Genomic DNA, 24,584 nt, shown 5'->3' on the forward strand with positions numbered 1-24,584 from the left:
CCCGTCGGGTAGCCTGTCGCAGTAAACGAATGGGTAATGTGCAGGATTGATGCGTGAGTTGGCGTGTGGGTTGATATGCAGGGCGGGTGTGCGCGACTGATGCGCAATGCTACCCAGCGTCCGTAACCCGGCACCCCCTAAGTTCCCCCTAGGGAATGGGTTCGGTCAGTGGACGAGGACGGGTTTGATCGTCCGTCCGGCCGCGGCGTCTTCGGCTGCCTTGTTGATCTCTTCGAATGGATAGGTGCGAACGATTCTGTCGATCGGGAATCGGCCGTTGACAAAGAAATCGGCCAGCCGCGGAATCAGCAGGGCGGGCACGCTGTCCCCTTCCAGTACGCCCTTCACGGTGCGTCCGAAGAGCTGGCCGAGGCCGAGGGAGATCTCCTGCCCCGGGCCGCTGCCCGAGCCGAGCACCGCAGCGGTGCCGCCGACGGCGAGTGCGGCCACGGCGTTGCGTACGGTCTGCGGGTGGCCGACCGCGTCGACCGTGGCGTCCGCTCCGCCGTGGGTGAGGTCGACGATGCGACGGACCACTTCGTCTCCCCCGGCCGCGTCGTAGGCGTGTGTGGCGCCCAGTTCGCGGGCGGTTCGGAGGCGGTGGGGGTGGAGGTCGACGGCGATGATCCGGTCGCAGCCGGCGATGCGCGCCGCCATGATCGCGGCCAGTCCGACGGCTCCGGCGCCGAACACGGCGATGGAGCTGCCGGGTTCGGGCCTGAGCACGTTGAGGACCGCGCCCGCGCCGGTCTGGAATCCGCAGCCGAGGGGGCCGAGGAGTTCCAGGGGTGCGCGGTCGTCCACCACGACGGCGGATCGTGCGTCGGTCACGACGTGGCGGCTGAACGCGGACTGGCCGAAGAAGTGGGCGTTCAGTTCCGTGCCGTCGGCGCCGTGGTAAGCGGTGGAGCCGTCGGCCCGGCGGCCCCGGAAGTTCAGCGGCAGGAACACCGCGCAGTGCATGGGGTGGCCGGTGCGGCACGGGCGGCACCCGCCGCAGTTCACCGGGGCGAGCACCACCCTGTCGCCGACGGTGACGGACGTGACGGCCGAGCCGGTGGCCTCCACCACTCCGCTGCCCTCGTGGCCGAGGACGGCGGGCGCGGCCGGCGGCAGTATCCCGTCGCGCGCCAGGAGGTCGGTGTGGCAGATGCCGGTGGCGGTGAGCCGCACCAGCACTTCGTTCGGCCGGGGCTCTGCCACCGTCACTTCCTGAATGCGGAAGGGGCCGCCCTTGTCGTGGACGACTGCCGCTGAGGTGGTTCGCACGTAGGTCTCCCGTCGGTCTTCGTCGCTCGTGTCGAGGTACGGGTCACGGGCTCCCGGGCGCTGCCGCGAGGGGGCGCCCGGGGCCCGGGAGACGGGAAGCGCCGGTCGTCCGGCCCTTCGGACGGTCAGATGGACAGTCCGTGGCGGAAGACGTTGCGCGGATCCCATGCCTCCTTGATGCGCTTCAGCCGGGGGTAGTTGTCCCGGTAGAACAGGGTCTGCCACGGCGTCTTCGAGGTGTTCAGCGTCGGGTCGGCGAGGTCGACGTCGGGCCAGCCGATGTAGCAGCCGTCGTAGTGGTCGCCGGGGACGGGCGCTCCCCCGGTGTCCTGGTGGAGGTCGCGGTAGAAGTTCCTGGACCAGGTCAGGTGGTGGTTGTCGTCCTCCGCCTTGTCCCAGTAGTTGTAGATGGACGCCAGCAGGACGGCCTGGCGGTGGGATGTGGCGGTGGCGTCCATGGCCGGGGCGTTGATCTGCCCGCCGTACGAGGAGAGCGCGAAGGCCGCCGGTGCGTGGCGGTAGTCGGGGCCCGTCAGGTACTGGTGGACGGTCTCCAACTGGTCGTCGGTGTAGCGCTTCTTGAGGTAGGCGCCCTTGGTCTTGGACCGGAGGGGCGGCTTGGCTCCGAGGCCGACGCCGGTGTCGACGTAGGACAGCACGGTGGTCAGCCACGGCAGTCGCGCGGATGTGGTGATCGTCGGTTTGACGTTCACGTTCTCGCAGGCGGCGGTGATGAAGTCGTGGAGGATGCGCTCGTTGCCTTCGACGGTGGGGTCGACCTGTCCGGCGACGGTCACCGAGCCGAATTCGACGCGGGGCGCGATGAACCCTCCGAACAGGGCGTTCTCCCGCATGCCCGGTGCGCTGTACCGCTCGTGCCAGGCACCGACGTTGCGGGCGATCCGGACGAAGGAGCTGCGGTCCAGTTCGTCCCACTTCCACACGGCGCGTGACATCAGCGTCCCGCCGGGCGCCTTCGGCAGCATCCGTCCCGCGTCGTTCGTCCGCGCGTCGGGAGAGCGCAGCCAGAAGCGGGTGACCACGCCGAAGTTGCCGCCGCCGCCACCGCAGTGGGCCCACCACAGGTCGCGGTTGGGGTCCTTCGGCTCGCGGGTGGCCACCACGGCCCGCGCGCTGCCCCGGGAGGGCACCACGACGACCTCGACGGCATACAGGTGGTCGGCGACCAGTCCGTACTGCCGCGACAGGGCACCGTAGCCGCCTCCCGTGATGTGGCCGCCGACGCCGACGGGCGGGCAGGCGCCGCCGGGAAGCGTGACGCCCCAGCCGTAGTAGAGGGCGCGGTAGACCTCGCCCAGGGTCGCGCCGGCCTCGATGGCGAAGGCCCGCATCCTGGGGTCGTAGGACACCGAGCGCATGCCGGTCAGGTCGATGACGCTGCGTACCCGGGGATCGTCCACGAGTCCGTCGAGGTTGTGGCCGCCGCTGCGCACGCCCAGTTGCCTGCCCGTGCGCACCGCGTCGTTGACGGCGTCGATGACCTGCTCGGTGCTGGTGACGACGCGGATGTTGTCCGGGTTTCCGGTGAAGCGGCGGTTGTAGCCCCGCAGGAGCAGGTCCTGGTACCGGGGATCGTTCGGTGTGATGGAGACGGACTCCCGGTGAGGCGTCTCCATGAAGCTGGGCGCGGCTGCGGCCGAGAGTGCCGCGTCCGAGGCCAGATCCGGAGCGATGAGCGCCAGATCAGCAAGCATCCAGCCATCGGCCATGATGTGTTCTCCCCCGTTGCTGTGTACCCTGCCCGGGGCCGCGGTGGTGGTCAGCGGCTCGCTGCCGCGCCTTCCCGCCGGTACGGGCCCCGGTTCTCGGTTTTCAGCCAAATCATTACTGGCTCACACCTGCCTGCCACCCCTATCAACCCCCTATTTCCCGGGGCCCGCAGGCACGGACGCCCCGCCGCATTCCGCCGGAATCAGCTCACGTCCAGCTCCCCTTCGATGATGCTCAGCAGTTCGTCCACCGGAGCCGAGTGGACGTCGTCGTCCAGTGAGCCGCCGTCCGCGTGCACCGCGCTTCCCGTCGCGCGGAGCTTCGACAAGAGGCTTTCCAGCCGGTCCGCGACCGCCGCGTGATCCGCGCCGGCCATGGCCCCGGAACGCACGCCCGCTTCGAGCCGCTCCAGCGTCTCCAGCACGGAACCGTCCGCGGACGCGGCTGCGCCGAGCGGGAGTTCCGCGGCCAGGTGCCCGGCCAGCGCCGTGGGGGTGGGGTGGTCGAAGACGAGGGTGGCGGGCAGCCTGAGGCCGGTGACGGCGCCCAGCCGGTTGCGCAGTTCGACGGCGGCCAGCGAGTCAAAGCCCAGCTCCTTGAACGCGCGGCCACGGTCGACGGCTTCGGGCCCTGAGTGCCCCAGCACGGTGGCCACCTCGGCGCGCACCAGCTCCAGCAGGGCCCGGTCCCGTTCCGCCGCGTTCATCGTCGCCAGCCGCTGGACGAGACCGCCGCCGCCGGCAGCGGCGGCGGCGGCGGCCGGACGCCGGTTGACGGCGGGTACGACGCCGCGCAGCACGGCGGGCATCCGGTCGCCCTGCGCGCGCAGCGCCGCGGTGTTCAGCCGCACCGGCGCCAGCAGGGCAGGGCCGAGCCCGACGCCGGTGTCGAACAGCCGCATGCCGTCCTGGGACGGCAGCGGGACGACGCCGCCGCGCGCCATCCGACGCCGGTCGGCCTCGTCGAGGTGGGCGGTCATGCCTCCGGCCTCGCCCCACAGCCCCCAGGCCAGGGACACCGCGGGCAGTCCTGCCGCGCGCCTGTGGTGGGCGAGCGCGTCGAGGAAGGTGTTGCCTGCGGCGTAGTTGCCCTGTCCGGGCGGGCCGATCAGCCCGGAGACGGAGGAGTAGAGCACGAAGGCCGACAGGCCGAGGTCCTTGGTCGCCTCGTGCAGGTTCCACGCGGCGTCGACCTTCGGGCGGAGCACCCGGTCGAGCTGTTCGTGTGTCATGGCGGCGAGCACACCGTCGTCCAGCACACCGGCCGTGTGCACCACCGCGGTGAGCGGGTGCGCAGGCGGTACGGAAGCGAGCAGTCCGGCGAGGGCGGTGCGGTCGGCGACGTCGCAGGCCGCCATGGTGACCGTCGCCCCGAGTGCGCCGAGTTCGCGCGTCAGCTCGGCGGCCCCGGGTGCCCGATCGCCCCGCCGGCTGACGAGGAGCAGGTGCCGGACGCCGTGTTCGGTGACCAGGTGCCGGGCGGCGAGGACACCGAGGGCGCCGGTCGCGCCGCTGATCAGCACGGTGCCCTGCGGCATCCAGGGCGCGGCGACCGAACTGCCGTACATGGCAACGGCGTTGGTGTCCGCCTTCGCATCGGCCTTGGCCAGGCGCGGTACGCGTACCTCGCCGTCACGGATCGCGCACTGCGGTTCCGCTCCCGCCAGTGCCGCGGGAAGGGCACGGAGCGAGGCCGGCTGCCCGTCCGTGTCGACGAGCACGAAGCGGCCCGGGTTCTCGGTCTGCGCCGTGCGCACCAGCCCCCACAGCCCCGCCTGCCCGAGGTCCGCCGCCTCGCCGGTCTCCGGCGCGGACGTGGCGACGGCCCCTCGCGTCAGCACGACCAGCCGCGAGCCGTCCAGGGCCTCGTGGGCCGACCAGCTCTGCACGATGTCCAGCATCGCGCGGGTGGTCGCCCGTACCGCCGACGGCAGAGTCGCCGCGTCCGGAGCGCCCCCGCCACCGGCAGGGCCCGGCACGTACAGGACGGTCCCGGGCGGGGTGGCGCCCTCGTCCAGGGCCTGGGTCAGGGCGGCCAGGTCCGCGTGGATCGCGGGCGGGCCGGACAGTACGGGCAGTTCGTGACCGTCGGCGGCGTCCGCGAGGGCACCGGCGAAGGCGGCGGCGTCCTCGCCCAGCAGGGCCCAGGCGGACCGGGATGCGGAAGCGGGGGCGGCGGCGGGAGCGGGCCGGGTGGGCCACGCGATTTCGTAGAGGTCGTCGATCGTGCCCTGCGAGGCGGCAGCGGCGGCACGCAGCGCTTCCCGCGACACCGTGCGCCACACGAGCGAGTCCACGGTGGCCACGGGCGCACCGGTCCCGTCGGCTATCAGGAGCGACGCGGAGTCGGATGCCAGGTCCGTCGACAGCCTGACCCGCAGGGCCGAAGCCCCGGGAGCGTGGATCCGCACCCCGGACCAGGAGAAGGGCAGGCCGGGATCGGCGCCCTCGTCGAGCGCCTTCAGCACGGCGGAGTGCAGGGCGGCGTCCAGGAGGGCCGGGTGCAGGGCGAACGCCTCGGCGTCAGGACGCAGTTCCTCCGGCAGCTCCACCTCGGCGAAGATCTCGTCCCCCCGGTGCCAGGCCCGCTTCAGGCCCTGGAAGACGGGACCGTAGCCGTACCCCTGCCCGGCGAGCATCTCGTACAGCGTGTCGGTGTCCAGCTCCGCTGCGCCCGCAGGCGGCCAGGCGGTGAGTCCGCCTGGGGCGGGCGCCGACTCGGTGGACAGGACCCCGGTGGCATGGCGCGTCCACACCGGTTCGCTGCCGCTGTCGGCGTCGGTCCCGTTCCCGGTGTCGGGGCGCGAGTGGACGCCGACCTGACGCCGCCCCGCTTCGTCCTCCCCACCGACGACGACCTGGAGCTGGACGGCCCCGTGCTCCGGCAGGACGAGCGGCGCCGCCAGCGTCAGGTCTTCCAGGTGGTGACAGCCGACCTGCTCGCCCGCCCGCACGGCCAGCTCCACGAATGCCGTGCCCGGCAGCAGCACCGTGTCCATCACCGCGTGATCGGCGAGCCACGGATACGCGCGCAGGGACAGCCGGCCGGTCAGTACCGCACCGGCGCCGTCGGCCAGCTCCACCGCGGCACCCAGCAGCGGATGCCCGGCGGCGCGCAGGCCGACCGCCGTCACATCGCCGCCGTCATCGGGCGCCGCCAGCCAGTACCGCTCGTGCTGGAACGCGTACGTCGGCAGCTCCACCCGGCGCGCACCGCACTCCGCGAACACCCGCTTCCAGTCCACACCGACGCCACGCACCCACGCCTCGGCCGCCGACTCCAGGAACCGGTGCAGACCGCCCTGCTCCCGGCGCAACGACCCCACGACCACCGCATCAGCACCGAGGGCCTCGGCCGTCTCCTCGATGCCGTACGTCAGCACCGGGTGCGCACTGACCTCGATGAACGCGTCATGCCCCTGCCCGATGAGCGACTCGACCACCTCGCCGAACCTGACCTCCTGCCGCAGATTACGGAACCAGTACCCCGCATCCATCGAGGACGTATCGATCGCACGGCCCTCAACCGTCGAGTGGAAGGGAACATCGGACGCACGAGGCTCAAGCGACTCCAGCGAAGCCATCAACGCGCCCTCGATCCGCTCCACTTGGAAGGAGTGGGAGGCGTAGTCGACGGGGATCAGACGAGCCCTGACACCCTCGGCCTCATAGGCGGCGACGAGGGCGGCGACCGCCTCCGCGTCACCTGAAATCACCGTGGAGCTGGGGCCGTTGACGGCGGCGATACCCACCTGGTCGTCCGCGTCGATCCTTTCGCGTACCTGGTCCTCCGGCAGCGCGATGGACGCCATACCGCCGTGACCGGCCAGCTCACGCCCGATGATCTGCGAGCGCAAGGCGACGACACGGGCACCGTCCTCCAGTGACAGCGCTCCCGCTACTACGGCGGCAGCGATCTCGCCCTGCGAGTGGCCCACCACACCGGACGGGACCACGCCCAGCGAACGCCACAACTCCGCGAGCGACACCATCACCGCCCACGAGACCGGCTGCACCACATCCACACGGTCCAGCGCGGTGGCGTCTCGCAGGACTGATGTCAGCGACCAGTCGACGTACGGCGCCAGCGCCGCCTCACACCGGGCCATCCACTCCGCGAACACCGGAGATTCAGCGAGCAGTTCAGCAGCCATGCCCGTCCACTGCGTCCCCTGCCCCGGGAAGACGAACACCACCTCCCCACGCGCGCCCCCCACCGCGCCGGGCGCCGGATCTGCACCAGCCGCGAGCGAGCCCAGACCCGACAGCAACTCGTCACGCCCCGACCCCAACACCACCGCACGATGCTCGAACACCGAACGCGACGACGCCAACGACCAGCCCACATCAACAGCACTCACGTCGTCACCAGCGACGAACTCCCGCAGCCTCGCCGCCTGCCCACGCAACGCATCGGCAGACCGACCCGACACCACCCACGGCACCACTGCCGGAACCAGAACCGGAACCGGAGCAGCGTCAACGGCCTCCACCTCCACCGGCGCCTGCTCCAACACCACATGCGCGTTCGTCCCGCTGATGCCGAACGACGACACCGCCGCACGCCGAGGCCGACCCGCCTCCGGCCACACACGCCCCTCGCGCAACAACTCCACGGCACCCGACGACCAGTCGATGAACGGCGAAGGCTCATCGGCGTGCAGGGTCGGCGGAAGAACGCCCTCCCGCATCGCCATCACCATCTTGATCACACCGGCGGCTCCCGCGGCGTGCTGGGTGTGGCCGATGTTGGACTTCACCGAGCCGAGCCAAAGGGGCTGCTCGGGCGAGCGGTCGCGGGCGTAGGTGGCCAGCAATGCCTCGGCTTCGATGGGGTCGCCGAGTTTTGTGCCGGTGCCGTGGGCTTCCACGGCGTCGACCTCGGTCGGCGACAGGCGGGCCGACGCCAGCGCCTGCCGGATCACCCGCTGCTGCGACGGGCCGTTCGGCGCTGTCAGGCCGTTGCTCGCCCCGTCCTGGTTCACCGCGGAGCCCCGGAGGAGCGCGAGTACCGGATGCCCGTTCTTCCGGGCGTCCGACAGCCGCTCGACGAGGAGCATGGCGACGCCCTCGGACCAGCCTGCGCCGTCGGCCGAGGCCGAGAACGCCTTGGAGCGTCCGTCCGGGGCTCCGGCGCGCTGTCTGCTGAATTCGACGAACAGGGTGGGTGTGGACAACAGGATCGCGCCGCCGGCGAGTGCCATGGAGCACTCGCCCGACCGCACGGCCTGCGCGGCGAGGTGGAGCGTCACCAACGACGACGAGCAGGCCGTGTCGACCGTCATGGCCGGGCCGACGAGCCCCATGGTGTAGGCGATGCGGCCGGACGCGACGCTGCCCGCGCTGCCGGTCAGCAGGTAGCCGTCGAATCCGGGGGTACGGGCGAGGATTCCGCCGTGGTCCTGCCCGCTGGCGCCGACGAAGACACCCGTCTGGCTCCCGCGCAGGGTGTGCGGGTCGATCCCGGCGCGCTCCACGGTCTCCCATACGGTTTCGAGCAGCATCCGCTGCTGCGGGTCCATGGCCAGCGCCTCACGCGGGGAGATCCCGAAGAACGCCGCGTCGAACCGGTCGACGCCGTCCACGAACCCTCCTTCCCGTGTGTAGGACTTGCCGGGGCTGTCGGGGTCGGGGTCGTACAGTCCGTCGAGGTCCCAGCCCCGGTCCGAGGGGAACGTGGTGATGGCGTCCGTGCCGTCGGCCACCAACTTCCATAGTTCTTCAGGGGAGTTGGCGCCTCCGGGGAGCCGGCAGGCCATGGCGACGATGGCGATGGGGTCGTCGTCGGCGGCGGTTGTCGCCGGCGAAGGCGGCAGGGCGAGGGCGGCGGCTTCCCGGGTTTCCCCGGCGTCGATGAGTTCGGCGCGGAGATAGGCCGTGACGTCCGCCGGGGTCGGGTGGTCGAAGATCAGCGCCGCGGGCAGCCGGAGGCCGGTGGCGGTGCCGAGCTGGTTGCGCAGCTCGACGGCGGTGAGCGAGTCGAAGCCCAGCTCTTGGAAGGCCCGGTCGGCACCGATGGCGCTGCGGTCGCCGTATCCCAGGACGGCGGCGACCTGTGAGCGCACGAGCTGGTCCAGTTCGCGCAGTTGCTCCGCCTCGGGCAGTCCCGCCAGGCGCCCGGCCAGTGAAGGACCGTTGTCCGTTCCGGCCGCCACGCCGCGCCGAGGGGCCCGGCGTACGAGTCCGCGCAGGAGGGCGGGGAGTGTGTCCGTGCGGGTCCGCAGGGTGGCGAGGTCAAGTCGCATGGGCAGCACGTAGGGCGCGTCCTGCGTGAGCGCCGCGTCGAACAGCGCAAGGCCCTCGTCCCGCCGCAACGGGAACATGCCGGCGCGGGCGATGCGGGTCCTGTCGTTCTCGCTCAGCCCTTCGGTGATGCCGCCCGCTTCCTGCGATTCGGCCCACAGGCCCCAGGCGAGCGACAGGGCGGGAAGGCCCGAGGCGCGGCGGTGAGCGGCCAGCGCGTCGAGGAAGGCGTTGGCGGCGGCGTAGTTGGCCTGACCAGGGCCACCGAAGGTACCGGCGGACGAGGAGTAGAGCACGAAGGCGGAGAGGTCCAGGTCCTTGGTCAGCTCGTGCAGGTTCCAGGCGGCGTCGACCTTCGGCCTGAGCACCCGGTCCAGCTGCTCATGGGTGAGGGCCGCCGCGATCGCGTCGTCGAGGACGCCTGCGGTGTGGATCACGGCGGTCAGCGGGTGCTGCGCGGGAATCGAGGCCAGCAGCGCGGCGAGCGCGTCCCGGTCCGCCGCATCGCACGCCACGGTCCGGGCCCGCGCGCCGAGTTCGGCCAGTTCCGCCGTGAGTTCCTCGGCGCCGGGGGCGGCCGGGCCGCGCCTGCTGGTCAGCAACAGGTTCCGGGCGCCGTACTCGACCACGAGGTGCCTGGCGAGCATCGCACCGAGCGATCCGGTGGCGCCGGTGATGAGGACGGTGCCTTCGGTGGCGTGGAGATCGCGGTTCCGGTCCGATGGGGTGTTCCGGTCCGGGGTCCTGGCCAGTCTGGGGGCGGTGATCTCGCCGTCGCGGACGGCGAGTTGGGGTTCGCCGGTGGCCAGGGCCGTGACCAGCAGCCGCCGGATGGGATCGTCGGCTGCCGGATCGTCAGCTTCGGCGTTCGCGCCCGCGCCCGCGCCCGTCGCCACACCCACGCCCGCATCCGTGCCGTGGTCCATGTCCACCAGTACGAAGCGGCCTGGGTTCTCGGTCTGTGCGCTGCGCAGGAGACCGAGGGCGGTCGCGGCGGCGAGGTCCGGCGGTCGCGGAGTGGCCGCTTCCCCGCCGGAGTCCCCATCCGTGCCGGTGGCCAGGGCGCCGCGGGTGACGACGACGAGCTGTGCGGCGGCGAGACGGTCGTCCGCGAGCCAGGAGCGCACCATGTCGAGGGTTGCGCCGGCCAGTTCGTGAGCTGCGGGCACGACTTCGCCGCCGGCCGCAGTGCCGTCTGCGGGTGACCAGACGGCAACCTCAGGAGCGGGGCTGCCCGCGTCGAGATCCCGGCGCAGTGCGGCGATGTCCTCGTAGGCGCGCGTGCCGGTGAGCCCGCCCGGCAGGCCGCCCCTGCCCAGCCTGGCCCACGTGGACGGGTCGGCGTTCGTCGCGCCGACGGCCGGGACTGGCTGGAAGCCGAGCCGGAAGAGGGATTCGTGGTACGTCGTGCCCGCGCTGCGCAGTGCGTCGGGGGATACCGCGCGTGACAGCAGGGAATCGACGCTCACCACGGGCGCGCCGGTGCTGTCGACGGCCGTCAGGGACACGGTGTCCTGGCCGCTGACGACCAGCCGTACGCGCAGCATCGTCGCGCCCGACGAGTAGGCGCTGACCCCGGCCCAGGAGAACGGCAGGCCGCCTTGCCGTGCCTCGTCCACGACTCCGCGCAGCAGCGGGTGCAGGGCGGCGTCGAGCAGGGCGGGATGGAGCACGTACTTACCGGCGTCCGCGCGCTGTTCATCGGGCAGGACGACCTCGGCGAAGATCTCGTCGCCGCGCCGCCAGGCCCGCCGCAGCGCCCGGAACGAGGGCCCGTAGCCGTGGCCCTGTTCGGCGAGCCGGTCGTAGACGCCGTCGAGCGCGACTTCCGCCGCGTCGGCGGGCGGCCAGCTCGCCGTCGGCGTCTCCGAAGGCGCCGTTCGGCTGCCGGTGGCCAGGACGCCGGTGGCGTGCTCGGTCCAGGAGCGCTCCACTCCGTCGTCACCATCGGGCCGTGTGTGGATGCCGAACTCGCGGCGTCCGGAGTCGTCGGCGGCGCCGACGGAGAGTTGCAGCCGCACGGCGCCCTGGTCCGGCAGGATCAACGGCGCGGCCAGCGTGAGTTCGTCGATGCGGTCGCAGCCGACGTGATCGCCGGCGCGCAGGGCGAGTTCGACGAAGGCGGTGCCGGGCAGCAGGACGGTGTCGAGGATGGCGTGATCGGCGAGCCACGGGTGGCTCTGCAGGGACAGGCGCCCGGTGAGGATCACACCGTCGCCGTCCGCAAGCTCGATGGCCGCCCCCAGCAGCGGATGGCCGGCGGCGCTCAGCCCCGCCGATGCCACGTCCGCCGCGCCGCCGCCTTCCGGTGCCGACAACCAGTACCGCTCATGCTGGAAGGCGTACGTCGGCAGGTCGACGCGACGGGCGCCCGAACCCTCGTAGAACGTCTCCCACGCGACGCCGACGCCCCGCACCCAAGCCTGGGCCAGAGCCGCCACCGCCGACTGCGCCTCGGGACGATCCCGGCGCAGAAGGGGGAAAGCCGCTGCCCTGGCGTCCTCACTGACGCAGTCGGGAACGAAAGCTGAGAGCACTCCGCCCGGCCCGACTTCGAGGAACGTCCGTACGCCCGCACCCGCCATCTCGCGGACCGCATCGGCGAATCGCACCGGGCGGCGTACGTGCGCGACCCAGTAGTCGGCGGAGGCGATCTCGTCGGTGACGGACTCGCCGGTGACCGCGGACACGATCGTCGTGCTCGGGGCGGTGAACTCCAGGCCGCTGATCGCCGAGCGGAAGTCGTCGAGCATCGGGTCCATCAGCGGCGAGTGGAACGCATGACTGACCGTGAGCCGCTTCGTCTTGTGTCCCTGTGCCTGGAGCAGGGACTCGATCTCCCCGACGGCCGCTCCGTCACCCGAGACGACGACGGACCGGGGGCCGTTGATTGCGGCGATACTCACCCGGTCCTCGCAACCGGACAGCAGCGGCAGCACTTCGTCCTCGGTCGCCTGAACGGACACCATCGCGCCGCCGGACGGCAGTGCCTGCATCAACCTGCCGCGTGCAGCCACCAGTTGGGCGGCGTCCGCGAGCGAGAAGACCCCCGCCACATGCGCGGCAGCGATCTCACCGACCGAATGCCCGGCCAGGACCTCCGGCCGGACGCCCCACGACTCCAGCAGGCGGTAGAGCGCCACTTCCACTGCGAACAAAGCCGGCTGTGTCACTCCCGTCTCATCGAGCCCGTCGCCCGACCGCACAGCCTCACGCAACGACCCGCCCAGCAACGGGTCGAGATGACCACACACCTCATCAAAGGCGGTGGCGAACACCGGGAACGTGTCGTACAACTCCCGCCCCATGCCCACCCGTTGAGCACCCTGACCGGAAAAGACGACACCCAGCCGCCCCGGTACCACCGACCCCGTCACCACACCGGCACCACCGGCACCGTCCGGCGCCAACGCATCGAGGCCGGCGAGCAGCCCCTTCCGGCCGCCCTCGCTCAGTACCACCGCCCGGTGCTCGAAGGCCGACCGCGATGACACCAATGACCAGCCCACATCGGCGGCCGAGAGCGGACCGTTCTCCTCCGCATACGCCCGAAGCCGCGCCGCCTGGCCTTGCAACGCCGCCGCCGACCGGCCCGACACCACCCACGGCGTCACCACCGGAACACTGGCGTCAGCGGCCTCATCCGCTTCCCCCACCGGCGCCTGCTCCAACACCACATGCGCGTTCGTCCCACTGATACCGAACGACGAGACACCGGCCCTGCGCGGATGATCCGCCGGCTCCGGCCACGCACGCGCCTCCCGCAACAACTCCACCGCGCCCGACGACCAATCCACGTGCGGCGAGGGCTCGTCCGCGTGCAGCGTCCGCGGCAGCACACCCTCCCGCATCGCCATCACCATCTTGATCACACCCGCCACGCCGGCGGCGGCCTGTGTGTGACCGATGTTGGATTTCACCGAGCCCAGCCACAGCGGACTGTTGACGTCCCGTTCCTGGCCGTACGTCGCCAACAGCGCCTCGGCTTCGATCGGGTCGCCGAGCCTGGTGCCCGTGCCGTGCGCCTCCACCACGTCCACATCGGCGGTGGAGAGCCCGGCGGCCACCAGTGCCTGACGGATCACTCGCCGCTGCGAAGGACCGTTCGGCGCCGTCAGGCCATTCGACGCCCCGTCCTGGTTCACGGCCGAGCCACGCATCACCGCGAGCACCCGATGTCCCTTGCGCCGGGCGTCCGACAGCCGCTCCACCAGCAGCATCCCCACGCCCTCGCCCCAGCCGACCCCGTCGGCCCCGGCGGAGAAGGATTTGCACCGGCCGTCGGGTGACAGCCCGCGCTGGCGGCTGAACTCCACGAACGTCCCCGGCGTCGACATCACCGTCACTCCGCCGGCGAGCGCCATCGAGCACTCGCCCGAGCGCAGCGCCTGCGCCGCCAGGTGCAGCGCGACCAGCGAAGACGAGCAGGCCGTGTCCACCGTCACCGCAGGGCCCACCAGGCCCAGGTTGTAGGCGACGCGCCCCGAGGCGACGCTGCCCGCGCTGCCCGTCAGCAGATAGCCCTCGAATCCGTCGGGAATGTTGTGCAGCCGAATTCCGTAGTCGCCGTACATGACGCCGGTGAAGACTCCGACCGGGGTTTCCTTGACCACGGCGGGGTCGATTCCCGCGCGTTCGAACGTTTCCCAGGCGATTTCGAGAAGCAGTCGCTGCTGTGCGTCGGTGCCCAGGGCCTCGCGCGGGCTCATGTCGAAGAACGCCGGGTCAAATGCGTCGGCGTCGTGCAGGAATCCGCCTTCGCGGGTGTAGCTACGGCCCTGAGTTTCCGGGTCGGGGTCGTACAGGTCCTCGTCCCAGCCGCGCCGGGTCGGGAACGGGGTGATCGCGTCGGTGCCGTCGGACACCAGGCGCCAGAGGTCCTCGGGGGATGTCACCCCGCCGGGGTAGCGGCACGCCATGCCGACGATCGCGATCGGCTCCTGGTCGCGGTCCTGCAACTCCTGGAGGCGGTGGCGGGTCTCGTAGAGATCCGCCGTCACCCGCTGGAGGTATCCGAGCAGCTTTTCGTCGTTGGCCATCTCGCAGCTTCCCCTACTCTTCGTCATTCCGCAGGCCCGCGTTCCACCCGCCGCTCGGTCAGTCGAGGGCGATGCCGAATTCCTTGCCGAGAAAGTCGTAGATTTCCTCGGCCGATGCGGACTGAAGTCCTTCGGTGACGTCCACTACCTGTGTCGTCACCGCTTCCTGGCTCTTCTCGTCCCACCGCGACAGGAGGCCGTTCAGACGCACCTTTGTCTGCGCGCGGGCGATGTCGTCCAACTGGACCGCCGCCAGTGCGGATTCCAGCTGCTCGATGTGGTCGAGGACGTATTTCTCCGGTGATACGCCCGAATCGACGAGTTCTTCCTTCAGGTACTCGGCGAGTGCCTGCGGCGTCGGATAGTCGAAGATCAGGCTGGCCGGGAGCCGCATTCCGGTGACCGTCGTGAGGCGGTTGCGGAAGTCGACGGCGGTGAGCGAATCGAAGCCGAGTTCCTTGAAGGCCCGGTCGCGGTCGACGGCTCCCTGGTCGCTGTGTCCGAGTACCGTCGCCGCCTGGCCGCACACCAGCTCCGTGAGGACGCGTTCCTGTCCTTCCGCCGTGAGCCCGGTCAGCTGTTGCGTCAGTGAGCCGGGATCCGCGGTCGGTCCTGAGGCGGCGCCACGCCGGGCCGTGGTCCGCACCAGGCCGCGCAGTACCGGCGGGAGCGCATCGCCCTGTGTGCGCAGCGCCTTGAGGTCGAGGCGTACGGGCAGGGTCCAGGGCCGCCCCGCCGCGAGTGCGGTGTCGAACAGCGACAGTCCTTCCCCCGTGGTCAGCGGCACCAGACCGGCGCGCGCCATGCGCTGGAGGTCCGCCTGGGCGAGGTGCCCTGTGATGCCGCTGCTCTGCGCCCAGAGCCCCCACGAGAGGGTGGTCACCGGCAGCCCCTGAGCGTGGCGGTGGTGGGCCAGTTCGTCCAGGAAGGCGTTGGCGGCGGCGTAGTTCGCCTGGCCGGGGGCGCCGAACACGGCGGCGGCCGAGGAGAACAGCACGAACGCCGACAGGTCGTGGTCCCGGGTCAGCTCGTGCAGATGCCAGGCGCCGGCCGCTTTGGGCCCCAGTACGCCGTCGATCCGCTCCGGTGTCAGCGAGCCGACGACGCCGTCATCGGCCACCCCCGCGGCATGGACGACCGCGGTCAGCGGATGCTGCGGTGGGATGCAGGCCAGCAGCTCCGCGACGGCCGTACGGTCGCCGATGTCGCAGGCGGCGACCACGACCTCGGCGCCGAGCGCGGTCAGCTCCGCCCGCAGTTCCTCCGCTCCGGTCGCCTTCGGTCCCCGGCGGCTGACGAGCAGCAGGCGCCGCACGCCGTGCGCCGTCACCAGATGCCGGGCCAGCAGTCCGCCGAGTACGCCTGTGGCACCGGTGATCAGAACCGTGCCTGCGGCGTGAACAGGCAGGGATGCGGCTTCGGAGGCGGGTGCGGGCAGGAATGCGGCTGCCGGAGCCTCGTCGTCCACCGCCACACGGGCCAGCCGGGGAACAAGGAACTCCCCTGCGCGCAGCGCCACTTGTGGCTCGCCCGCGCTCATCGCGGCGGGCAGCGCCTGCCACGACGCGTCCTCCTCGTCCAGGTCCACCAGGACGATCCGGCCCGGGTGCTCGGTCTGGGCCGACCGCAAGAGCGCCAGGGCGGATGAGAGGGCGAGGTCGGCGGGGTCGGTGGCGCCGAGCCCGACGCCGCCATGGGTGATGACGACCAGGCGGGTCGCGTCGAGCCGCTCGTCGGCGAGCCATTCCTGCGCGAGCCGCAACGCGCGGTGGCTCAGGGCACGCACCTCGTCGACCACCCGCCGCCCCGTCCCAGGCGTTCCGGAAGCCGCGGGCAGCGGTGCGAGAACAACGGCCGGCATCGGTGCACCGGCATCCACCGCCGCCAGCAGCGCGCCGACGTCCGCGTACGAGTACGGCGTGCCACCGAACCGTTCGGCCGGTCCCGGTTCGTCGGATCCCAGGAGAGCCCACGCCTGCGGGTCGTCCGTGAGGGCGGCGGCGTCGGCGCTGTCCGGCAGTTGAGCCGACGCCGTCCAGTCGACCTGGAACAGCGCGTCGTGATACGTGGTGCGTACACTGCGCAGGGCGTCGGCCGACACCTCGCGCCACCGCAGCGAATCCGCCGTGAACACCGGCGCGCCCGCGCTGTCGAAGGCCGTCACCGACACGGTGTCCGCCCCCGTGCGGTGGAACCGGACGCGGAGCGCGGTGGCGCCCGTCGCGTGGAGCCGTACGCCGCTCCAGGAGAACGGCAGGGCGGGAGCCGCGGCGTCCTCCAGCGCGGTCAGCATGGGAGCGTGCAGGGTCGCGTCCAGAAGGGCCGGGTGCAGGGCGTACCCCGCGTCCTCGCCGGTCCGTCCCATCCAGCGGCCGTTCCCCTCGTCGGGCAGGACCACCTCGGCGAAGACGTCGTCGCCGAGGCGCCAGACCCGGCGCAGGCCCTGGAACGCCGGGCCGTACGCGTATCCCTGCTCGGCGAGCGATGCGTAGACGCCGGTGGTTCCCTGATCCGTTTCGACGGCGCCGGGAGGCGGCCACTCGGACACCGGAACGCTCTGCGGACCGGCGGCAAGGGGACCGTTCACGAGCGTGCCCGTGGCGTGCCGGGTCCACGGGGATCCTGCATCGTCCCCGCCGTCCGACCGCGCATGGACACCGAACTCCCGCCGTCCTTCCTCGTCCGCCTCCGAGACGGTGACTTGGAGCTGGACGGCGCCCTGGTCCGGCAGGATGAGCGGCGCGGTGAGCGTCAGCTCGTCGATGCGGTCACAGCCGACCTGATCACCGGCGCGAAGGGCGAGTTCGACGAAGGCGGTGCCGGGCAGCAGAACCGTGCCGAGGATGGCGTGATCGGCCAGCCACGGGTGACTCTGCAAGGACAGACGACCGGTGAGGATGACGCCGTCGCCGTCCGCGAACTCAACAGCCGCGCCCAGCAGCGGGTGACCGGCCGCGCTCAGCCCCGCCGACGCCACATCCACCGACGCCCCGCCTTCCGACGCCGACAGCCAGTACCGCTCGCGCTGGAAGGCATACGTCGGAAGATCGACGCGACGGGCACCCGAACCCTCGTACAGGGCACCCCAGTCGGCCTCTGCGCCCCGCACCCAAGCCTGAGCCAGAGCCGCCACCGCCGACTGCGGCTCGGGACGATCCCGGCGCAGAACGGGGAAGGCGGCTGTCGTGACCGCCTCGCTGACGCAGTCGGGAACAAGGGCCGAGAGGACACCGTCCGGCCCGACTTCGAGGAACGTCCGTACGCCCTCGCCCTCCATCTTCCGTACGGCATCGGCGAACCGCACGGGCCGCCGCACATGCTCCACCCAGTAGTCGAGGGACGCGATCTCGTCGGTGACGGACTCGCCGGACACCGCGGACACCATCGCCACGCTCGGAGCGGCGAACGTTACGTCGCTGATCGCCGAGCGGAAGTCGTCCAGCATCGGATCCATCAGCGGCGAGTGGAACGCATGGCTGACCGTGAGCCGCTTGGACTTGCGTCCCTTGGCCTCAAAGGTCTGCGCGAGTTCGAGGACCGTGGCCTCCTGCCCGGAGATGACGACGGACCGGGGGCCGTTGATCGCGGCGATGCTCACCCGGTCCTCGCTACCGGACAGCAGGGGAAGGACTTCGTCCTCGGTCGCCTCGACGGACACCATCGCCCCGCCGGACGGCAGCGCCTGCATCAACCTGCCGCGCGCCACCACTAGTTGGGCGGCACCGGCGAGTGAGAACACCCCCGCCACATGCGCGGCAGCGATCTCTCCCACCGAATGTCCAGCCAGCACATCAGGCCGGACACCCCACGACTCCAGCAGGCGGTAGAGCGCCACCTCGACCGCGAACAGGGCCGGCTGCGTCAGGCCCGTCTCGTCGAGCCCCTCGCCCGACCAGACCGCCTCGCGCAACGGCCCGCCCAGCAATGGGTCGAGATGACCACACACCTCGTCGAAAGCCGACGCGAACACCGGGAAGGACTCGTACAGCTCCCGGCCCATCCCCGTCCGCTGCGCACCCTGACCGGTGAAGACGACACCCAGCCGACCCTGCGCCACCGCCCCGGACACCACACCAGGGCCGCCGGCGCCATGGCCTGACGCCAACGCCCGCAAACCATCCAGGAGTTGGCCGTCCGTCTCCCCGACCACCACCGCCCGGTGCTCGAACGCCGAACGCGACGACGCCAACGACCACCCGACGTCCACGGCCGACGCGTCACCGTCGGCGGCGAAGTCCCGAAGCCGTGCCGCCTGCCCGCGCAACGCCGCCGCCGAACGTCCCGACACCACCCACGGCACCACCACCGGGACAACGGCGTCACCACCGGCCTCATCCGGCTCCACCGCCACCGGCGCCTGCTCCAACACCACATGCGCATTCGTGCCGCTCGCACCGAAGGAGGACACCGCTGCGCGGCGCATCCGTTCCGTCTGCGGCCAGTCGCGTGCCTCGCGCAACAGCTCCACCGCGCCGGCGGACCAGTCGATGTACGGCGAGGGCTCATCGGCATGCAACGTCCGCGGCAGGACACCCTCCCGCATCGCCATCACCATCTTGATCACGCCTGCGACACCGGCCGCCGCCTGTGTGTGTCCGATGTTCGACTTCAATGAGCCCAGCCACAACGGCCGGTCCGCGTCCCGGCCCTGGCCGTACGTCGCCAGCAGCGCCTCGGCCTCGATCGGGTCGCCGAGCCTGGTGCCCGTGCCGTGCGCCTCCACCACGTCCACATCGGCGGTGGAGAGCCCGGCAACCGACAGAGCCTGACGGATGACCCGCTGCTGCGAAGGGCCATTCGGCGCCGTCAGACCATTGCTCGCCCCGTCCTGATTCACCGCCGAACCCCGCACCACCGCCAGCACCCGGTGCCCATTCCGCCGGGCGTCCGACAGCCGCTCCACCAGCAGCATCCCCACACCCTCTGACCACCCGGTCCCGTCGGCGTCGGCCGAAAACGCCTTGCACCGGCCGTCAGGGGACAGCCCGCGCTGGCGGCTGAACTCGATGAAGGTGCCGGGAGTTGACATCACCGTCACTCCGCCGACCAGGGCCATGGAGCACTCGCCCGAGCGCAGCGACTGCCCCGCCAGATGCAGCGCGACCAGCGAAGACGAGCACGCCGTGTCCACCGTCATCGCGGGGCCGACGAGGCCGAGGGTGTAGGCGATGCGGCCTGCGACGACGCTCGCGGCGTTGCCGGTCATGAGGTAGCCGTCGATGTCCTTCGGCGCCCTGGTCATCATCGTGGCGTAGTCCTGGCCGTTGCCTCCGGCGAAGACGCCGACCTGGGTGCCGCGTACCGTCTCCGGATCGATCCCGGCGTGCTCGAAGGTCTCCCAGGAGGTCTCCAGCAGCAGCCGCTGCTGCGGATCCATCGCCAGCGCCTCACGCGGCGAGATCCCGAAGAATCCGGCATCGAACTCCCCCGCCTCGTAAAGAAATCCGCCCTCACGCGCATACGACGTCCCCGAACTCGCCGGATCCGGGTCGTACAGACCGTCGACGTCCCAGCCGCGGTCGGACGGGAACTCCGACACGGCGTCGACCCCTTCGACGGCCAGTCGCCACAGTCCCTCCGGCGAGCGCACCCCGCCCGGGAAGCGGCACGCCATACCGACGATCGCCAGCGGTTCCGATGGGTCGGTGATCGCGCCTGCGGTGGCGGCCACCGACGATTCCGTGCTCAGGAGTACGTCCCGCAGGTGGCGGGCGACGGCGTCGGGGGTCGGGTAGTCGAAGACGGCGGATGTCGGGAGGCGCAGCCCGGTGGCCGTGTGGAGCCGATTGCGTACCTCGACGGCGGTGAGCGAGGTGAGCCCCAGGTCGTTGAAGACCTGCCGGCCGTCGATCGCTTCCCGGTCGGCGTATCCGAGTACGGCGGCGACTTCGGTGCGTACGAGGTCCCGCAGGTGGCGTTCCTGCTCGGCGGCGCTCAGGCCCTCGATGTGGGCGCGCAGCGCGGCGGAGCCGTCGTGGTCGGCCGGTTGCTCGTCGTCCGGGCGGTCGGCGTCGAGTGCCGCACGGAATTCGGGAAGGTCTTCCACGGTTCGCCGGACGCGCGGGGGGAGGCCCGAGGCGAGTACCCGTTCCCAGTCGACTCGCGCGACGGTGACGCAGGCGCGGTGTTGCCGTACCAGGTCGCTCAGCAGGGACAGGGCCGCGTCGGCGGGGATGGGCGCAAGGCTCTGCGGCCAGGAGTGCGGGCCGTCGCTTCTGCCGACGGGATCCTGGGCCTCGGTGGAGGCGGTGCGGTCGGTGGTCGTCCATGGGCCCCAGGCGACCGATGTGGCCGCCAGCCCTTGTGCTCGCCGGTGCCGGGCCAGCGCGTCGGCGCATGCCTGTCCGGCCGCGGCGCCGCTCCGCCCCGGGCTTCCGACCAGGGTTTCTGCCGGTGAGAAGAGGACGAAGGCGGAGAGGTCCGTGTTCCGGGTGAGTTCGTGGAGGTTCCACAGCGCTGCCGTGCGGGAATCGAGCAGCGGACCGCACTGCTGCGCCGCCAGGGGGGCGAGGTCACGGTGCCCGTCGTCGCCGTCGTCAAGACCTGCGGCGTGGACGACGGCGGTCAGCGGGTGCGCCGCGGGCACCGAGGCGAGGGCGTCGGCGAGTCCTTCCCGGTCGGCCTCTTCGCACGGCGCCACCGTGACGCCGACCCCGATGCCCCCGAGGTCGTTCACCAGCTCCGACACGCCTGGCGCCGAGGTGGCGTCGCGGCCGGTCAGGAGCAGGTGCTGGGCGCCCTGGGCGGCCAGCCACCGTGCCACCGCCTGCCCCGTCGTGCCGGTGCCGCCGGTGACGAGGACCGTTCCCCGGACGTCCCAGCCCTTCGCGGTGGTGTCCTCGCGGCCGTGCGGCAGCGCACGGTTCACCGGGGCCAGCCGGCGTACGTAGGTGCCGGTCGGCCGCACCGCCACCTGGTCGTCTCCGCCGTCCGGGGCCGTGACCACGGCGGCCAGTCGCGCCCAGTCGTCCGGTCGCGGTACGGCGGGCATGTCCACGACGCCGCCCCAGCTCCGTGACCGTTCCCAGGCGAGCACGCGTGCCAGCCCCCAGAGGGCGGCCTGCGCGGGCCGGTCCGCCGGGTCCTCCGGCTGGGCCGGTACGGCTCCAGTGGTGACGCACCACACGGGGACTGCCGCTTCGGCCCGTTCAACCGCCTCGACGAGCGTCAAAGCGGCGGTCGCGCCGGACGAGCCGATCGAGCCGATCGGGCCGGACGGGCCGGACGGGCCGGTCTCCTGCGAGAGCAGGGGCAGCAGGGACAGCACACCACCGAGTGGCTCGCCGTCCGCCGCCGCCCGGCTCCCGAGTTGCCGGACGCGCCGGGTGAGCGCATCCGCATCGAGACGGCCGCCGTCGAAGCCCACAACGACACCACGGACCCCGTGCGCGTCCAGAGCCTCGACGATCCCGGAGGCCGCGTCCCCCTCCTCGGCCCCTTCGGGAACGCACACCACCCACGTTGCCTTCGCTTTCGCCGCGGCGATTGCCCCGCTGCCGCCCAGTGGCTTCCACACCACCTGGTACTGCCAAGGCTCTGCGGTCGGTTCGTCCGCTGTGGACGGCAGCAGCCAGTACCGCTCGCGCTGGAAGGCGTACGTCGGAAGATCCACGCGACGGGCCCGGGAGCCGGCGTAGAACGACGACCAGTCGGCGTCCGCACCGCGCACGAACACCTGGGCCAGAGCGGTTACGGCGGACTGCGGCTCGGGGCGGTCCCGGCGCAGGACGGGGACGGCTGCGGACAGGCCCGGTTCGCCGACGCACTCAGGAACGAGGGCCGAGAGGACGCCGTCGGGCCCGACTTCGAGGAACGTCCGTACGCCCTTGCTCTCCATCGCCCGCACGGCATCGGCGAACCGCACCGGGCGGCGTACGTGCGCGACCCAGTAGTCCGGCGAAGCGATCTCGTCGGTGACGGACTCGCCGGTCACCGCGGACACGATCGCCATGCCCGGGGCGGCGAACTCCAGGCCGCTGATCGCCGCGCGGAAGTCGTCCAGCATCGGGTCCATCAGCGGCGAATGGAACGCATGACTGACCGTGAGCCGCTTCGTCTTGTGCCCCTGCGCCTGGAGCAGGGACTCGATCTCTCCGACGGCCGCTCCGTCACCCGAGACGACGACGGATCGAGGGCCATTCACCGCGGCCACGCTCACCCGGTTCTCACGGCCGGACAGCAGCGGCAGGATTTCGTCCTCGGCAGCCAGCGCCGACAGCATCGCCCCGCCGGACGGTAGCTCTTGCATCAACTTGCCGCGTGCCACCACCAGTTGGGCGGCGTCCGCGAGTGAGAACACCCCCGCCACATGCGCGGCAGCGATCTCCCCCACCGAATGCCCGCCCACCACACTCGGCCGGACACCCCACGACTCCACCAACCGGAACAGCGCCACTTCCACCGCGAACAGGGCGGGCTGCGTCAGGCCGGTCTCATCAAGCCCCTCTCCCGCCCAGACCACCTCACGCAACGACCCGCCCAACAACGGGTCGAGATGACCACACACCTCATCGAAGGCGGACGCGAACACCGGGAAGGACCCGTACAACTCCCGGCCCATCCCCGCCCGCTGCGCACCCTGACCGGTGAAGACGACACCCAGCCGGCCGGGCACCACCGCCCCCGACACCACACCAGGACGGGCGGCGCCGTCGCCTGACGTCAACGCGCCCAGACCGTTGATGAGTTGCTCGCGCGAGTTCCCGATCAGCACCGCCCGGTGCTCGAACACCGACCGTGACGACGCCAACGACCACCCGACGTCGCACGCCGACGCGTCACCGCCGGCGACGGACTCCCGAAGCCGCGCCGCCTGCCCTCGCAACGCCGCCGCCGAACGCCCCGACACCACCCACGGCACCACCACCGGAGCAACGGCGTCACCATCGGCCTCATCCGGCTCCGCCGCCACCGGCGCCTGCTCCAGCACCACATGCGCATTCGTCCCGCTGACGCCGAAGGACGAGACACCGGCCCGACGCGGACGATCCGCCGCCTCCGGCCACTCGCGCGCCTCCCGCAGCAACTCGACCGCGCCCGACGACCAGTCCACATGCGGCGAGGGCTCATCGGCGTGCAACGTCCGCGGCAGCACACCCTCCCGCATCGCCAACACCATCTTGATCACACCCGCCATGCCGGCGGCGTGCTGCGTATGGGCCAGGTTCGACTTCACCGAGCCCAGCCACAACGGCCGGTCCGCGTCCCGGCCTTGGCCATACGTCGCCAACAGCGCCTCGGCCTCGATCGGGTCGCCGAGCCTGGTCCCCGTGCCGTGTCCCTCGACCGCGTCCACGTCGGCGGCCGTCAGCCCGGCGTTCGCCAGGGCCTGGCGGATGACCCGCTGCTGGGCGGGGCCGTTCGGCGCGGTCAGGCCGTTGCTGGCGCCGTCCTGGTTCACGGCGGAGCCCCGGACCACGGCCAGTACGCGGTGCCCGTTCCTGTGGGCGTCCGACAGCCGCTCGACGAGCAGCATGCCGATGCCTTCGCCCCACCCGGTGCCGTCCGCTGCCGCGCCGAAAGAGCTGCACCGGCCGTCGGCGGACAGGCCGCGCTGCCGGCTGAACTCCACGAAGGTGCCGGGGGTTGACATCACCATCACTCCGCCGACGAGCGCCATGGTGCAGTCGCCGGACCGCAGGGACTGCGCGGCGAGGTGCAGGGCCACCAGCGACGACGAGCACGCCGTGTCGAGCGTGACGGCCGGGCCTGCCAGTCCGATGTGGTAAGCGATCCGCCCGGACATGACGCTGGCGGTGCCGCCGGTGAGCATCAGCCCTTCGACGTTCTTCGGCGCGTGGTGCATGCGGGGGCCGTAGTCCTGGCCGGTGGCTCCGACGAAGACGCCGGTGGGGGTGGTCCGCAGGGTCGTCGGATCGATGCCCGCGTGTTCGAAGGTCTCCCAGGACGTCTCCAGCAGCAGCCGCTGCTGCGGATCCATCGCCAGCGCCTCACGCGGCGAAATACCGAAGAAACCGGCATCGAACTCCCCCGCCTCGTAAAGGAATCCGCCCTCACGCGCATACGACGTCCCCGAACTCGCCGGATCCGGGTCATACAGGCCGTCGACGTCCCAGCCGCGGTCCGCCGGAAATCCCGACACCGCGTCGACGCCGTCGGACACCAGCCGCCAGAGCCCCTCCGGCGAGCGCACCCCGCCCGGAAAGCGGCAGGCCATCCCGACAATCGCGATCGGCTCGTATGCCTTGTTCTCCGCTTCGCGCAGCAATCTGCGTGCTTCGTGCGCGTCGGCGACGGCTCGTTTGAGATAGTCGCGGAGTTTCGCCTCGTCAGCCACGTGCTT

4 protein-coding genes and 1 pseudogene are annotated in these 24,584 nt (G+C 71.7%); all 5 read right to left on the reverse strand.

What is annotated here, in order from left to right:
- Positions 1–165 precede the first annotated feature (165 nt).
- A complete protein-coding gene (locus tag ACGFNI_RS17985) occupies positions 166–1,269 on the reverse strand; it encodes an NAD(P)-dependent alcohol dehydrogenase (RefSeq protein WP_393684828.1) in 1,104 nt (367 codons plus the stop codon).
- A gap of 125 nt (positions 1,270–1,394) precedes the next feature.
- Positions 1,395–2,999 (reverse strand): FAD-binding oxidoreductase, encoded by a 1,605-nt coding sequence (locus ACGFNI_RS17990; protein ID WP_393684830.1) that lies wholly within the window; start codon positions 2,997–2,999, stop codon positions 1,395–1,397.
- A gap of 203 nt (positions 3,000–3,202) precedes the next feature.
- Complete coding sequence (locus tag ACGFNI_RS17995; protein WP_393684832.1) at positions 3,203–14,281, reverse strand: type I polyketide synthase; 11,079 nt, start codon at positions 14,279–14,281, stop codon at positions 3,203–3,205.
- Between the two features lie 58 nt (positions 14,282–14,339).
- Positions 14,340–21,272, reverse strand: coding sequence for an SDR family NAD(P)-dependent oxidoreductase (locus ACGFNI_RS18000; protein WP_393685228.1), 6,933 nt, complete (start codon positions 21,270–21,272; stop codon positions 14,340–14,342).
- Between the two features lie 570 nt (positions 21,273–21,842).
- Positions 21,843–24,557, reverse strand: a pseudogene (locus ACGFNI_RS18005) (type I polyketide synthase); the annotation flags it as partial.
- Positions 24,558–24,584: the final 27 nt, after the last annotated feature.

Source organism: Streptomyces sp. NPDC048644 (genome assembly GCF_043199105.1).
In the GTDB taxonomy this organism is placed as follows: domain Bacteria; phylum Actinomycetota; class Actinomycetes; order Streptomycetales; family Streptomycetaceae; genus Streptomyces.